General features: G+C 38.5%; 13 protein-coding genes. 8 read left to right on the forward strand and 5 right to left on the reverse strand.

The genetic code is table 11. From position 1 onward, the window contains the following. Both BZK24_RS00320 and BZK24_RS00325 read left to right on the forward strand, forming a co-directional pair. Positions 1 to 751 (forward strand): DNA methyltransferase (locus BZK24_RS00320; protein ID WP_143424355.1); only part of this gene is annotated, 751 nt, incomplete at its 5' end. Positions 752 to 1029: 278 nt separating this feature from the next. Beyond that, on the forward strand, positions 1030 to 1893 hold the full coding sequence (locus BZK24_RS00325; RefSeq protein ID WP_171972350.1) for a DNA/RNA non-specific endonuclease: 864 nt from the start codon (positions 1030 to 1032) through the stop codon (positions 1891 to 1893). A gap of 331 nt (positions 1894 to 2224) precedes the next feature. On the opposite strand, the gene BZK24_RS00330 is transcribed toward BZK24_RS00325, so the two are convergent. The 3 genes from BZK24_RS00330 to bamD are packed head-to-tail and all read right to left on the reverse strand — an operon-like array spanning position 2225 to position 6255. Beyond that, complete coding sequence (locus BZK24_RS00330) at positions 2225 to 3052, reverse strand: prephenate dehydrogenase (RefSeq protein ID WP_077656207.1); 828 nt, start codon at positions 3050 to 3052, stop codon at positions 2225 to 2227. Between the two features lie 8 nt (positions 3053 to 3060). Further along, positions 3061 to 5550 (reverse strand): endopeptidase La, encoded by a 2490-nt coding sequence (gene lon, locus BZK24_RS00335; RefSeq protein WP_077656208.1) that lies wholly within the window; start codon positions 5548 to 5550, stop codon positions 3061 to 3063. A gap of 42 nt (positions 5551 to 5592) precedes the next feature. Next, entirely contained in the window at positions 5593 to 6255 is a 663-nt protein-coding gene (gene bamD, locus BZK24_RS00340; protein ID WP_025446925.1) for an outer membrane protein assembly factor BamD, read from the reverse strand. A gap of 420 nt (positions 6256 to 6675) precedes the next feature. On the opposite strand from bamD, the gene fliW reads away from it, so the two are divergent. After that, on the forward strand, positions 6676 to 7065 hold the full coding sequence (gene fliW / locus BZK24_RS00345) for a flagellar assembly protein FliW (RefSeq protein ID WP_001861714.1): 390 nt from the start codon (positions 6676 to 6678) through the stop codon (positions 7063 to 7065). Here the strand turns inward: fliW and BZK24_RS09820 are convergent. Beyond that, entirely contained in the window at positions 7023 to 7199 is a 177-nt protein-coding gene (locus BZK24_RS09820) for a flavoprotein oxidoreductase (RefSeq protein WP_082231906.1), read from the reverse strand. The two genes, fliW and BZK24_RS09820, sit on opposite strands and share 43 nt — an antisense overlap. A 47-nt stretch (positions 7200 to 7246) precedes the next feature. Here BZK24_RS09820 and fabZ point away from each other — a divergent pair, with 47 nt between their 5' ends. Genes fabZ through mreC form a run of 5 tightly spaced genes read left to right on the forward strand, consistent with a single transcriptional unit; the run spans position 7247 to position 11719 of the window. Then, positions 7247 to 7726: a 3-hydroxyacyl-ACP dehydratase FabZ gene (gene fabZ, locus BZK24_RS00355; RefSeq protein WP_077656210.1), complete on the forward strand. Its 480-nt coding sequence runs from the start codon at positions 7247 to 7249 to the stop codon at positions 7724 to 7726. Between the two features lie 2 nt (positions 7727 to 7728). Next, on the forward strand, positions 7729 to 8541 hold the full coding sequence (lpxA, locus tag BZK24_RS00360) for an acyl-ACP--UDP-N-acetylglucosamine O-acyltransferase (protein WP_077656211.1): 813 nt from the start codon (positions 7729 to 7731) through the stop codon (positions 8539 to 8541). A gap of 1 nt (position 8542) precedes the next feature. Continuing rightward, positions 8543 to 9883 carry an ATP-dependent protease ATP-binding subunit ClpX gene (clpX, locus tag BZK24_RS00365; protein ID WP_001006283.1) on the forward strand — a complete coding sequence of 447 codons (1341 nt, stop codon included), beginning with the start codon at positions 8543 to 8545 and terminating at the stop codon, positions 9881 to 9883. 42 nt (positions 9884 to 9925) lie between these two features. After that, positions 9926 to 10969, forward strand: a complete 1044-nt coding sequence (locus tag BZK24_RS00370; protein ID WP_000577744.1) for a rod shape-determining protein — start codon at positions 9926 to 9928, stop codon at positions 10967 to 10969. Between the two features lie 3 nt (positions 10970 to 10972). After that, entirely contained in the window at positions 10973 to 11719 is a 747-nt protein-coding gene (gene mreC, locus BZK24_RS00375; RefSeq protein ID WP_001213350.1) for a rod shape-determining protein MreC, read from the forward strand. A gap of 50 nt (positions 11720 to 11769) precedes the next feature. On the opposite strand, the gene BZK24_RS00380 is transcribed toward mreC, so the two are convergent. Beyond that, entirely contained in the window at positions 11770 to 14676 is a 2907-nt protein-coding gene (locus BZK24_RS00380; protein ID WP_077656212.1) for a DEAD/DEAH box helicase family protein, read from the reverse strand. Between the last annotated feature and the right edge of the window lie 9 nt (positions 14677 to 14685).

Here is a 14685-nt window from a genome sequence, read left to right on the forward strand (position 1 = left end):
TGTAGAATATAATCAATATTTAATATTTAAAAATTCAAATAATATTATAAGACAACTTCTTAAATTAAGTGATGCTATTGGCGAAACTGATGATTTTGACGCAAAAATTGGATTAAGAAAAATAAGGGGAGATTGGTGGGGAAGCTTTTATAAAGATATGATGAATATCAATAAAGAAGCAAATTTAGTATGGAAAGCTGGCAAAAAACCCGAACGACTTATTAAAGATATTTTAGAAATTTCCACCCAAGAAAACGATCTCGTGTTAGACTTTTTTGCTGGGAGCGGGACGACTTGCGCGGCGGCGCACAAAATGAAACGCCGCTACATTGGCATCGAGCAAATGGACTATATAGAAACGATCACTAAAGAAAGGTTAAAAAAAGTCATAGAGGGCGAGCAAGGGGGCATTTCTAAAAAATGCGGTTTTAAAGGGGGCGGGAGTTTTGTCTATGCTGAATTGAAAGAAGTGAATTTAGAAATTAAAAAACAAATCCTTAACGCTAAAAGTAAGAGCGAATGCCTAAAAATCTTTAATGATCTTAATGAGCGCATTTTAAAACGCACCAATAATAAGATGGATGAAATCCATAGCGAAGAGTTCCACAATTTAGATTTAAACGAGCAAAAAAGGATTTGTTGTGATCTTTTAGACTCTAACGAAGACTATTTAAACTTGGGCGATATTGACGAAGACGCATGGGGGATAGATGAAAGCACTAAAAAATACAATGAAATTTTTTATTCTTGAGTTTGATCATTCAACGCGCGATTTAACGCATCAAAACGCTACGCCTATTTAGTGGGTAAAAATAAACGATATAGAATAAACAATGTGGTTTAAAAGCTAGAGGAATTTAAAACGCTTGGGCTAAAAAATTTTTAGCTTTGTTTGACATAAGGATAACTAATCCGCTAGCAGTAAGCATCCGCTCGCTATAAACTCGCTATAAAATAAAAAAGATCCTTAAAAATAAACTATTAAAAATATTATTGTAGTATTCAAGCCAATCAAAAAGGGAGTGAAACATGAAAATCTTTAAAAATTGGCTCTGTTTCAGTTTGATCGCTATGAGTTGGCTCCAAGCAGACATGCTGGATAATTTCACTAAGGCCATTAACAGCTACACCGCTAAAAAGCTTAATGAAATCAAGGATCAAGTCAATAGCGCTAACCCCACTAAAAATCGCAATCCCACTTATAACGCTAATGGCATGCTCACTAACATTGATTGCAAGGTCTTAAAAAATAACTTCTATTCGGTGTGTTATTCTAGCGAATTAAAAAACCCTATTTATGGCGTGAGCGTGTTGTTTGGGGATTTAGTGGATAAAAATAACATTGAAAAACGCTATGAGTTTAAAACGGACACACGATTAGCCGAATACCAACAAGCCACGACACAAGATTACACCAGAAGCGGTTTTGATAGGGGGCATTTTGTGGCGAATGACGCTTCTTTTGATTTTGCCTCTAATCCTTTAAGAGAGACTTACAGAATGACTAATATCACCCCTGAAGCCAAAAACACCAACAGGCATTCTGTTTTATTGGTGGAAAAAGAGGGCCGTAATTTAGCCAGGAAATACCATCAAGTTTTAGTAGAAGAACTCACCATCATCAAACAGGGTTATAGGACTTTTAGTTCTAAGAATATCGCTATCCCTAGCGGATTTTGGTACCACTATGATATAAGCCTAACGGATAGCTATGAAAACGCTAAAAGCGAATGCTTTTATATCCCTAATGACAACCAAAACTATCCCTTACAAGAAATGAGAAGAGATTGCAAGGAATATGAACGAGTTGAAAAACAAGTGGTTTTTAAGAACAATAAAAACGCTGAGTTGAATGAATTGCCTAAATACATGAATAATTCTAAGAAATATTAAAAACTGCTCTTAAAATACCAATATAAAATACCCGTAAAAACACCGGTATTTTGGATAAAGGTTTAAGAAATCAAATTTCTAAACGGCTAAAATTGGTTTTTTGTTGGAAGCGATAAGGGTTTCATAGGTGTTGGAGGAATGAAATAGAAATGATTATGGCAAATACAACAATAGATCCGGATTTAAGATAATCTCTTATGGTTGTTTGCTAGTTTATCAGATCAATCCATGCTATTTATATGAAACAGCCTATAATCCATAAAAACAATCCAAATACCCCATTTCGCTCCTCGCACCCCTAAAAACAACAATATGCAAATTTTAAATTATTTTACATGAACTCCTGGAGTTTGTTCGCTTGCACCATCCATTCTGCAAGGCTTTCATAATCGTTATTTTCTATCCAAGCCTTAGCTTTTGCGATTTCTTTTTCGCATTTTTCAATCGCTTCTAAGACATTGTCTCGGTTTTGTTTGAAAATATCTTTCCACATTAAAGGCGAGCTTTTAGACAAACGGCTCATATCCCTAAAACCCCCACCCGCTAAGGATAGAATCATCTCTGGATCGTTTTGCTTTAAAACGCTGTTAGCTAGAGCGTAGCTCAAAACATGGGGTAAATGGCTGATATAAGCCACATGGGTGTCATGCTCATTGGATTTCATCTTGATCAAGCGCGCTTTAATGCCTAAAAAGATTTCTTTAGCGATCTCTACTTGCTCAGCCCCTGAATCTTCTAAATCGCACAATATCACCAAAGCGTTTTCATACAGCCCCTTAACGCTCGCTTTAGGGCCATAAAACTCTGTCCCACACATGGGGTGCGCGGCGATGAAATTTTGACGGATGCTTTTAGGGATATTGCGAATGATTTGCGCTTTAGCACCCCCTAAATCAATAATCGTTGCGCTTTTTTTGATAGAGGTCATTTTTTTCAAACATTCAATGATGCCCTCAACTGGAATGGCTAAAAAAATCACATCGCATTCTAAAATCTTTTCAAATTCCACGCATTCATCTACAAGCCCCAAAGTCAAAGCCAATTTAGCATGCAAAGCGTTATGATCATAGCCTATAACGCTTTTAAAACGCCCCCATTCTTGTAAGGCTAGCCCTAAACTCCCCCCCATAAGCCCTAAACCAATAATGCCTGCTTTCATGCCAAATTCTAAAGTAAAGTTTTTTCTAACACTTCAGCGATGTTTTTCACCGCAACGATGTTTAAATTCTCTCGCACTTCAGCAGGGATCTCATCTAAATCCCTTTCGTAATTTTTAACGGGAATGAGAGCGGTTTTAATGCCGGCTTTAAAAGCGGCGATCAACTTTTCTTTCAACCCTCCTATGGGTAAAACTTCCCCGCTCAAAGTCAATTCGCCCGTCATTGCCACTTCGCTTCTTGTAGCTCGGTCGCACAAAATGCTCGCCATCACGCTCGCCATAGCGATCCCAGCGCTCGGTCCGTCTTTAGGCGTAGCCCCCTCAGGGACATGCAAGTGCAAATCATAAGCGTTATAAACTTTCAGCGCTTTTTTCTTTTTCTTATTCTCTGCATCGGTTTCGCTAGGGATTTTGGGGGCTTTTAATTTTTCTTCATCTAGCAAGACTTTAACGACAGAAAAAGCGATGATAGCGGATTCTTTCATCACATCGCCTAAGCTCCCGGTGAGTTTCAATTCCCCCTTGCCCCTGATCTTAAGCACTTCAATTTTAAGCACATCACCACCCACTGGAGTCCATGCCAAACCATTGACGATACCGATTTTATTTTCTTCATCTATGGGGTCAATTTCAAACACCATGCGTTCTAAATACTCTTTAAGGTTGTTAGGCGTGATAGAGACGCAGAAATCTTTGTTTCCACCTCTTTTTTCGCTTTTTTCATTTTCGCCTTTTTGATTTTCGCCTTTTTTGGTCCGCCCTTTTTTGTGCGGGCTATCTTCTAGGTATTTTAAAGCTACTTTACGCATAATCGTTGCGATCTGTCTTCGTAAATCCCTAACGCCCGCTTCTCTGGTGTATTTTTCAATAATGAGTTTCAAACACTCATGGCTAATATCCACTTCGCTAGGCTTTAGGGCGTGCTTTTCTAATTCTTGGGGGATGAGATAGTTTTTAGCGATTTCTTCTTTTTCATTAGGCGTGTAGCTGGACACGCTGATAAATTCCATTCTGTCTCTTAAAGGGGCCGGAATCCTGTCAATATTATTAGCGGTAGCGATAAAAATCACTTGCGATAAATCAATGCTAAAATTCGCGTAATGATCCCTAAAAGCGATATTTTGCTCAGGGTCTAAGATCTCTAATAAAGCGCTCGCTGGATCGCCCCTAACGCTTCGATCCACCTTATCAATTTCATCTAAAACCATGACCGGATTCATCTTTTTAGCTTCAATAAGCCCTTGGACAATACGCCCGGGCATTGAGCCTATATAAGTGCGTCTGTGCCCTCTTAGTTCATTCACGTCTTCTAAGCCCCCCAAAGCGATCCGAACTAAAGGGCGCTCTATCGCTTTAGCGATGGAATTAGCCAAACTCGTTTTACCCACGCCAGGAGGCCCATAAAAGCATAAAATCGTGCCTTTAGCTTTGTCTTTTTTTTCTGGCTTTTTCTTGTGGCGCATTTCTAAAAGCTGCATGGTGGCAAAGTATTCTACAATGCGCTCTTTAGGCCTTTTTAAGGAATAATGATCGTTATCCAATTGCTCTTTGACATGCTTAATGTCTAGTGCTTTTTTTTCATATTGCCCAAAAGGTACATCTAACATGGTTTCAATATAATTTTGTAAAGTCGCGCTATCAGAGCTGTCTGCATGGGTTCGGCTCAGCCGGTCAATTTGCTTTTTAATCTCCTTAAACGCTTCTTCTTTTAAAAAAGGCTTGATGCTTTCTAGTTTTTGGTAGTATTGGTTTAAATCTTCATCTCGCTGTTTGTCTGTGCCAAGTTCTTTTTGGATTTGTTTGAGCTGCTCTTTTAAGAAATATTCCTTATTGGTTTGCTCCATTTTTTGATGGACTTTGGATTTGATTTCTTTTTGGAGTTTTTGGGTTTTAGTCTCTTCTATCACAATATCAATCAAATCCAACAAGCGCTGTTCGGTGTTGTTGTTGGCAAAAAGAGAATACGCTTGATCTCTTTTCAAATGCAAGGCCGCTGCGATTAAATCAGCGATGCGGTTAGGATCGTCATTGTCTTCTAAGGCTTTGATCAGATCTGGGGGGAAGAGCGAGCTGACATTCGCTAGAGTGATCACTTTTTCTTTTAAGACTTCAACAATAGCTTGAATGTTTTCTTTATCGTATTCTAAATATTCAATGGGGCTTATTTGAGCTTCTAAAAAGCCTTGCTCGTTTTCTTTGGCAGGCTCTAAAATGCGCCCCTTAGCGATGCCATTAAAGAGCAATTTCACGCGCCCATTAGGCATGTTGGCTTCACGCATCACCGATCCAATCACCCCCACGTCATAATAAGGGGCTTCATTGTCATTCAATTTGTCTTTTTGGCATGCAATAAAGACTAACGATTTATTGTTTTTAGCGTAAGCCACCGCCTTGATGCTCGCGTTATTTTGCAAAAAAATAGGGACTATCATAAAGGGGTATAAAAAAGTGTCTTCTTCTACCAATAAAGGCAGAATTTTAGGAAAATCTTCAGTCATTTTTCATCTCTCTGTTATAAATTTGTATGGTTTTGAAATATCCTACCAATCAAAAATTAACACATACCAAGGCATGTGCGATGGTTTGGGTTTAGTCTCTTTTTCTAAAGTCTCATCTATCCTTTCTAAATAGCGTTTCACGCCCTCGGGCTTGTGGCGTTTTTTATAGACATTCGCGATCGCGCGATTGAGCTCATTTTGCCCTAAAATGAATTTGATTTGCATGTATTCTACATAGGGGCGGTAACGGCTATTAGGGTATTTTTCTATAAATTCGCCTAAACTCACAATAGAATTAGAGATAAATTCCTGGTCTTTAGAATGGTTTTTGAAAGCGTAATAATGCGATTGCAATTTTAAAAAAGTCAAATAATCCACATTGTCTTTCGTCCCAAAGCGCTTGATGTATTCATCAAAGTAAAAAGACGCCAAAACATACTCTTTCTTTTTCATGTGCGCTTGCCCTAAAGCTAGCATCGCTTCTGGGACAAGGGGGGAATTGATGTGTTCGCTTTGTAAAGAAGAATAGTAATTGTCCGCTGTTTCTAAATTAGCAAAAAGGATTTCTCTCAAAATCCCTTGATACCAAAAGATCGCCGGTTTGTTGTATTCGTCTTTTTTCTTCTTTTTGTTCGCGCAACCGGTGCCTATAACAATGATTGCCATTGTGATAAAAAGGAAAGTTTTAAAATATTTTAAACGCATGCCACCTGTCTTATAAAGATTAAATTTTTTAAAAATAACTTTCATTACGCTCAAATTTATTTTTTCTTCGCTTTCTTGATTCCGTTGTATATTTTAAAGACCATTTCTCCAATCATACACACCGCACCAAAAACGTTCCACCCAGTGCTGTAATGAGATTTGCTGGGATTATTTCTCTTGATTTGTGGTTTTATTTTGCTCATTTTTCACTCCTTATTATATTTTATAATTGTTCAGTTAAACTTCCATCATGGTTAAGTTATTGGGATTATACCCAAAACTAGCAAAAATTGATTTTACCAAAATTGTTTGATATAATACAGATTTTTAGTTTAGAAATCATTGAGCGCTGGTTTTAAGGCGGTCTTTTATTCTTTAAGGAGAAGATTTTGTGCTTTTTTAAAGGGAATGCAATCGCCTATGATTTTTGATGTGAAAGCGCCTATATTAGGGTTTGAAACCATTCATAAAATGCACTTGCAAAAGGTTGATGAAATCTTTTTGCGTTTGAATAGCGCAGAAGACAATTCCGTGGTGTCTTTCACGCTGGTCAATCCCTTTGCTTTAAGAAAATACGAATTTGAAGTGCCTACCCCCTTAAAAATCCTTTTAGAATTAGAGGGAGCCAAGAGCGTTCTAGTCGCTAATATCATGGTCGTTCAAACCCCCATTGAGCTTTCTACGGTGAATTATTTAGCCCCTTTAATTTTCAATTTGGACAAACAGCTCATGGGGCAAGTGGTTTTGGATTCTAATAAATACCCACACTACCATTTAAGAGAGAATATTCTAAGCCACACGCATGAATGATGCATGAGCGGTGCATGAGTGGTGTTTGAATAAAGCGTTTCTTTAAACTTATGGCGCAATGCATCGGTGTTTTTGCAAATACAAGCGAGCGGTTTTCTTATGGTATAATAGCGGTTATTTTTTAGAATAACCAACGCTAAAAATGGCGCTTTAATTGAATCCAAAACAAGGAGTTTATTTTATGGAACAAAGCCATCAAAACTTGCAATCTCAATTTTTTATAGAGCATATCTTACAGATTCTACCTCACCGCTATCCCATGCTCTTAGTAGATAGAATTATAGAGTTACAAGCCAATCAAAAAATTGCCGCTTATAAGAATATCACTTTTAATGAAGACATGTTTAACGGGCATTTCCCTAATAAGCCCATTTTCCCGGGCGTTTTGATCGTAGAGGGCATGGCGCAAACGGGAGGGTTTTTAGCTTTCACTAGCTTGTGGGGGTTTGACCCTGAAATAGCCAAAACAAAAATCGTGTATTTCATGACGATTGATAAGGTTAAATTCCGCATTCCTGTAACCCCAGGCGACAGATTAGAATACCATTTAGAAGTCTTAAAGCATAAGGGCATGATCTGGCAAGTGGGCGGCACGGCTCAAGTGGATGGCAAAGTGGTCGCTGAAGCCGAATTAAAAGCCATGATCGCAGAGAGAGAATAAAAATGAGTAAGATTGCAAAAACAGCCATTATCTCTCCTAAAGCAGAGATTAATAAGGGCGTAGAGATTGGGGAATTTTGCGTGATTGGAGATGGCGTCAAACTAGATGATGGCGTGAAACTCCATAACAATGTAACCTTACAAGGGCATACTTTCATTGGGAAAAACACTGAAATTTTTCCTTTTGCCGTGCTAGGCACACAGCCTCAAGATTTAAAATACAAGGGCGAATACAGCGAACTGATTATTGGAGAAGACAACCTTATTCGTGAATTTTGCATGATAAATCCCGGCACTGAAGGGGGGATTAAAAAAACCCTTATTGGGGATAAAAACCTGCTCATGGCTTATGTGCATGTCGCTCATGATTGCGTGATTGGAAGCCATTGTATTTTGGCTAATGGCGTAACTTTAGCAGGGCATATTGAAATAGGCGATTATGTCAATATTGGCGGTCTTACAGCAATCCATCAGTTTGTGCGTATCGCTAAAGGGTGCATGATAGCCGGTAAGAGCGCTTTAGGCAAAGATGTGCCGCCTTATTGCACCGTAGAGGGCAATCGTGCTTTTATTAGGGGGTTAAACCGCCACAGGATGCGCCAATTATTAGAGAGTAAGGATATTGATTTCATCCATGCGCTTTATAAAAGGTTGTTCCGCCCTGTTCTCTCCTTGCGAGAGAGCGCTAAATTAGAGTTAGAAGAGCATGCCAATAACCCTTTTGTAAAAGAGATTTGCTCTTTTATTTTAGAGAGTTCTAGGGGCGTGGCGTATAAGTCAAGCGAATATTCTAGCGGAGAAAAACAAGAGGAATAACATGAACGAAACGCTTTATTGCAGTTTTTGCAAAAAACCAGAATCCAGAGATCCCAAAAAACGCCGCATTATTTTTGCGAGCAATCTCAATAAAGATGTGTGCGTGTGCGAATATTGTATAGATGTGATGCATGGGGAATTGCACAAATACGACAATTCTTTATTAGCGCTCAAAAGAGACCGATTGAGAAGAATGGAATCTAGCGCTTATGAAGAAGAGTTTTTGCTCTCTCATATTCCAGCCCCTAAAGAGCTTAAGGCGGTTTTAGACAATTATGTGATAGGCCAAGAGCAGGCCAAAAAGGTTTTTTCCGTAGCCGTGTATAACCATTACAAGCGCTTGTCTTTTAAAGAAAAACTCAAAAAACAAGACAACCAAGACAGCAATGTGGAGTTAGAGCATTTAGAAGAAGTGGAGTTGAGCAAGTCTAATATTTTACTAATCGGCCCTACAGGATCAGGCAAAACTTTAATGGCACAAACTCTCGCCAAGCATTTGGATATCCCTATCGCCATTAGCGATGCGACCAGCCTAACTGAAGCGGGTTATGTGGGCGAAGATGTGGAAAATATCCTCACAAGATTGTTGCAAGCGAGCGATTGGAATGTCCAAAAAGCCCAAAAAGGCATTGTGTTTATTGACGAGATTGATAAAATCAGCCGTTTGTCAGAAAACCGTTCCATCACTAGAGATGTTTCTGGCGAGGGCGTTCAGCAAGCGTTGTTAAAAATCGTTGAAGGCTCTTTAGTGAATATCCCCCCTAAAGGCGGCAGAAAACACCCTGAGGGCAATTTCATTCAAATTGACACGAGCGATATTTTATTCATTTGCGCCGGAGCGTTTGACGGGCTAGCTGAAATCATTAAAAAACGCACCACGCAGAATGTGTTGGGTTTCACTCAAGAAAAGATGAGCAAAAAAGAGCAAGAAGCGATCTTGCATTTAGTCCAAACCCATGACTTGGTTACTTACGGGCTTATCCCTGAGCTTATTGGCCGTTTGCCGGTTTTAAGCACGCTAGATAGTATTAGTTTAGAAGCGATGGTGGATATTTTACAAAAACCTAAAAACGCCCTAATCAAGCAATACCAACAGCTTTTCAAAATGGATGAAGTGGATTTGATTTTTGAAGAAGAAGCCATTAAAGAAATCGCTAAGCTCGCATTAGAAAGAAAAACCGGGGCTAGGGGACTAAGGGCGATCATTGAAGATTTTTGTTTGGATATTATGTTTGATTTACCCAAGCTTAAGGGATCGGAAGTGCGTATCACTAAAGATTGTGTTTTAAAACAAGCTGAACCTTTGATCATTGCTAAAACGCATTCTAAAATTCTTCCTTAAGGAACACGCTTATAAATTTAACGATAAAGGATTAGAAAGGGCATGATTTTTAGCAAATTGATCGGTTTGTTTTCGCATGATATTGCCATAGATTTAGGCACGGCTAACACGATCGTGTTAGTCAAAGGGCAGGGCATTATTATCAATGAGCCTTCTATTGTGGCGGTGCGCATGGGATTGTTTGATTCTAAAGCTTATGATATTTTGGCAGTGGGGAGCGAGGCTAAGGAAATGCTAGGCAAAACCCCTAACAGCATCAGAGCGATTCGCCCCATGAAAGATGGCGTGATTGCCGATTATGACATTACCGCTAAAATGATCCGCTACTTTATTGAAAAAGCGCACAAACGAAAAACATGGATCCGCCCGCGCATCATGGTGTGCGTGCCCTATGGATTAACAAGCGTGGAAAGGAATGCGGTTAAAGAGAGCGCTTTAAGTGCGGGAGCTAGAGAAGTCTTTTTGATTGAAGAGCCTATGGCAGCCGCGATTGGAGCGGGCTTACCCGTGAAAGAGCCGCAAGGGAGTTTGATTGTGGATATTGGCGGTGGCACGACTGAAATTGGCGTGATCAGCCTTGGGGGGTTAGTCATTTCTAAAAGCATTAGAGTGGCTGGGGATAAACTAGATCAAAGCATCGTGGAATACATCCGCAAGAAATTCAATTTGTTGATAGGGGAGCGCACCGGCGAAGAGATTAAGATTGAAATCGGTTGCGCGATCAAACTGGATCCGCCTCTCACCATGGAAGTGTCAGGGAGGGATCAAGTGAGCGGGCTGTTGCACACGATTGAATTGAGCTCTGATGATGTGTTTGAAGCCATTAAAGATCAGGTGAGGGAAATCTCTAGCGCTTTAAGGAGCGTGCTTGAAGAGGTGAAGCCGGATCTAGCGAAAGACATTGTGCAAAATGGTGTGGTGCTTACCGGCGGTGGGGCTTTGATTAAGGGCTTAGACAAGTATTTAAGCGATATGGTTAAACTCCCTGTGTATGTGGGCGATGAGCCTTTATTGGCCGTAGCCAAAGGCACAGGGGAAGCCATACAAGATTTGGATTTACTCAGCCGTGTGGGTTTTAGTGAATAATGCATGCGTTTTTATTTTAAATTCCTTTGGCTTTTAGGGATTTTTCTTATTTTTTATTTTTTAGACATTAAAGGCAGTTCTTCTTATATCAGCGACCGGATTAAAAACGCCTTGATGAGCGCTAAAAACAGCTTATTAGACAACATTCAAGCGTATTTTTTTCAAGCCCAAAACATTAAGGAATTTCAAAAAGAACGCTTGATTTTAGAAGCTTTAAAACTAGAAAACGCCGATTTGAAAGAGCGTTTGAATAGCATTTATCCTTTAGAAAATCCAAAAATGACTTATACCCCTACTTTTATGACTTCATTCATCAGTTTAGAAGACACGCACAGCGTTTCTCTCAACCCTATTGTAAATTTAGAAGAAAATAAGATTTATGGCCTTGTCTCTCACAATCAAGCCATAGGCATTGCGGTGTTAGAAAAAGGGCGCTTGAACGGGTTTTTGAACGCCCACAAGCGGTGCGCTTATAGCGTGATGGTAGGCAAAAATCAAGTGCTAGGCTTCATAGGATCTAATTTCAAGCAAGAATTAATCGTGGATTTTATTGTCCCAAGCGCTGAAATTAACATAGGCGATCAAGTGCTAACGAGCGGGCTGGATGGGATTTTTGGAGCGGGGGTGTTTGTGGGCGAAGTTTCAAGCATTGAAGATCATTACACTTATAAAAGCGCGGTGTTGAAAAACGCTTTTTTAAGCGAAGCCAAACTTTTAAGGCATGTGTTTTTAAGCGATGTGAAAAACTAGCACTCTATTCAAGGCTGATTCAAGCGCATTTTTAACCCCTTTCAATAAAATTAGGCTAATTGTTTTAGAAAAAAATCTTTTAATTCCCCTTCTTTAATCCAATCATCTCTATAACGCTCCCCCACATCATCCTTATCCCCATAAAATTTTAAAACCACTTTGATTTTGAAATGGGGATTGTCTTTAGGGTTAAAAATTTTATCTTTAAAAAGTTGATACGCATCTGCCTTATGCTCGTAATCAGTGTGTTTGCTCCCTTTAGGATCAATGAAGCAAATGATCTGCGTGCCGCTCTTTTGCAGCCAAAAGATAAAATCAGGGAAAAAGCGCCTTTCTGTAGCGTTGTCTATATAGGGAATAAACAAATGGTCTAAATGCTCATCAATCTTGCTGAACGCCCAAAAATCATAGTTTTCTTGCAGCGTTTCTGTAATCTTTAACAACTCTTCTAAAAAATCGCTCTCGCTCTTTACTTTAACCACATGCTTAAGCCAATCGCAGTTTTTGGCTTTAATGAGCGGGGTATAGTAATGCTCTTTGAGTTTTAACAGCTCTGCTTCATCAACTTTAAAGGTTTTGTTTTGTTTGTGTTTTTCTGTATCATAAGGATCGATCTCGCCTTGCGCGATTTTCATTCTTAGAGTTTCTTTATCCAAAGGTGCATACTCTTTCACTTCTTGAATGGTTTTAACCAATTCTTCTTTTTTATCCGCCTTAACTTTAATCCTTTTAAAATGCACGATTTTCTCATTATCTAGGGCGTTAAACTCGTCTTTAGGCACTTTTTGATTAGGGTATAGCTTGCCTTTAATTTCAGAAATCATGTAATCTAAATCTTTATAATGCCAAGTTGGTACCTTTTTAAAATGCTCTTTTTGTATCATGTCTTTTAACAGCTCGTAATCTTTAGGGTTATAAATTTCATGCTTTAAAATAAAATGCTTTTCACTCATTAAATGAAAATACTCTTTTAAATCCTTAAAATTTTTTTCGCTCATTTTAAACGAAGCGCTTTGAGGAATTTTAAGAGCGTTGGTTTGTTCTTTTCGGTAGCAAGGCACGAATAAGGTGTGTTTTATGGGCGTTTTTTCTAATTTGATTTCACGCCAAGAACCTCTATTCTCACCCTTATTTTCGCTCTCTTTTTGGAACTTTAAAATCGCTTCAAGGCTTGCATGGTTGGTGGGTATCACAAAAAGCGTTTCTAACATTGCAGCGTTTGGTTTCAAATCTTTTTTAATGGTTTCATCTATTTCTAAATACGCTAACCTTTGGCGTTGGTTTTTGACGCTTTCAATCCTTACCCCTCTGCCAAAAGATTGTTTCACCAATTTTTTAGCGTCATCATCAAGCCCTATATTTAAAAATAAAATCACGCTAGGCCTTGTGCTATCCCACCCAGTGTCAAAAGCGCGAGACCCCACTAAGATATTGATACTGCTCTTATCAATCTGGCTGAAATAGCTCTCTTCTTTAAAGCTCAAATTCTTACTCACCACCTTCACGCTCTTTAATTTTTCACGAATCCATTCGGTAATATCGCCTATTCTAATCAAGCAAAAGACTTTATCGCTTGTGTTGAGCTTGAAAGCGATTTCTTGATTGTTTTTAGGGTTAATAATGACTTCAATATGCCCGTTACTGGCATAAAAAACTTCTTCTTTTAAGCCTTTAAAATCCATGCTTTTTAAACTCTCTTTAAAAACCTTAACCTTATAGTCTTTATCTTTATCATCGCTAAAAAGGAATTCCGGATTCTTTAATTCCTCCAATAAATCTTCTTTAGCTTTTAAAAAATCGCTTCCATCGTCATTTTCAATCACGCGTGCTAAAGTTTTGAAAAAGATTTCCGCATCGCTGTTTTTAACATTCACAGAATGCGTGAACACGAGCATTAAAGGGTCGTAAAAATAGCCTTCTGTTTTATAGCGTTTTTGCATGCCCAAAAGCAACAACGCCTTTAAAAGAGCGATCTCTTTTTCCCTATCGTTTAAATCTTTTAATTCCTTAAAAGCGTTTAAGTTGTTTTTCTTCAATAAAACAGACTCTTTACCATAGCCAAGTTTCACCCACTCGCCCACGCTTAAATTATACACCGCAGTGATGAGATCGCTCTCTTCAGTGAAAGTGGCGCTGAAATTGAATAAAAACCCTTTTAAAGACAGCAGGCTAAAAATAGCCTGTCTTTTGCTTTCAGACTTGTTCCCCTTATGCGCTTCATCTAAAATCACATAATTTTCCCCATTATCCCAATAATCCTTATAATTTAAAAGGTTTTCCTTGCTTTCTTCATCATTCATTAAATCCGCGCGGTAATAAAAAAGAACGATTTCTTTCATTAAAGAATCTTTTGGAGAGTGGTAAAAATCCTTATTAGTAACGCTTTTAAGGCTTTTGAAATCAATTTGTTTAAAATAGTCCTTATTGCGGTTGTATTTTTCAATTTCTTTTTCAAATTGCTTGATTAAATGCTCGTTCGCGCTAAAAAACATGATATTTTTCTTAGGGATCAAACCCATTCTTATAGCCACGCTTAAAAGCTCTACCAGTTTGATAATGACAATCGTTTTACCGCTCCCTGTGGCCATGTAAAAGGCCAAGCGGTTGATAAAATTTTCAAAACTTACGCAATGATTTTCTACCTTAAAATGGCTCTTTAACAAAGGATTGAGTTTCTTTTTAGCGAAATCGCAATTGGCGAATGAATAATGCTTTTGATAAAACGCGTAAAATTCTTTTTTATCTTCTTTGAAATCCCTAAAATAAGCAATAAGCACTCTAAAAGCGTTGATCAAAGCTTGCTGTTGGTAATCTAAAAGCTCCTTATTATTATCAAAGCTTTTAAAGTCCAGCATTTCTAACGGCTCGTTAATCTCGTTAATATTCAATTCCTCTTCAGCGAGTTTTTGAGCGACAAAAATTTCATTATCGGTGGTTAAATCTTTTTTCTTTGCCATGATTTTTCC

Origin of the sequence: Helicobacter pylori (assembly GCF_001998165.1) — a bacterium.
Lineage (GTDB): Bacteria > Campylobacterota > Campylobacteria > Campylobacterales > Helicobacteraceae > Helicobacter > Helicobacter pylori_DL.

What these genes read in the sequence shown, in the direction of transcription:
- BZK24_RS00325 (WP_171972350.1), top strand. Translation starts at nt 1,030, where the DNA reads ATGAAAATCTTTAAAAATTGGCTCTGTTTCAGTTTGATCGCTATGAGT.
- BZK24_RS00330 (WP_077656207.1), bottom strand. Translation starts at nt 3,052, where the DNA reads ATGAAAGCAGGCATTATTGGTTTAGGGCTTATGGGGGGGAGTTTAGGG.
- lon (WP_077656208.1), bottom strand. Translation starts at nt 5,550, where the DNA reads ATGACTGAAGATTTTCCTAAAATTCTGCCTTTATTGGTAGAAGAAGAC.
- bamD (WP_025446925.1), bottom strand. Translation starts at nt 6,255, where the DNA reads ATGCGTTTAAAATATTTTAAAACTTTCCTTTTTATCACAATGGCAATC.
- fliW (WP_001861714.1), top strand. Translation starts at nt 6,676, where the DNA reads ATGATTTTTGATGTGAAAGCGCCTATATTAGGGTTTGAAACCATTCAT.
- fabZ (WP_077656210.1), top strand. Translation starts at nt 7,247, where the DNA reads ATGGAACAAAGCCATCAAAACTTGCAATCTCAATTTTTTATAGAGCAT.
- lpxA (WP_077656211.1), top strand. Translation starts at nt 7,729, where the DNA reads ATGAGTAAGATTGCAAAAACAGCCATTATCTCTCCTAAAGCAGAGATT.
- clpX (WP_001006283.1), top strand. Translation starts at nt 8,543, where the DNA reads ATGAACGAAACGCTTTATTGCAGTTTTTGCAAAAAACCAGAATCCAGA.
- BZK24_RS00370 (WP_000577744.1), top strand. Translation starts at nt 9,926, where the DNA reads ATGATTTTTAGCAAATTGATCGGTTTGTTTTCGCATGATATTGCCATA.
- mreC (WP_001213350.1), top strand. Translation starts at nt 10,973, where the DNA reads ATGCGTTTTTATTTTAAATTCCTTTGGCTTTTAGGGATTTTTCTTATT.
- BZK24_RS00380 (WP_077656212.1), bottom strand. Translation starts at nt 14,676, where the DNA reads ATGGCAAAGAAAAAAGATTTAACCACCGATAATGAAATTTTTGTCGCT.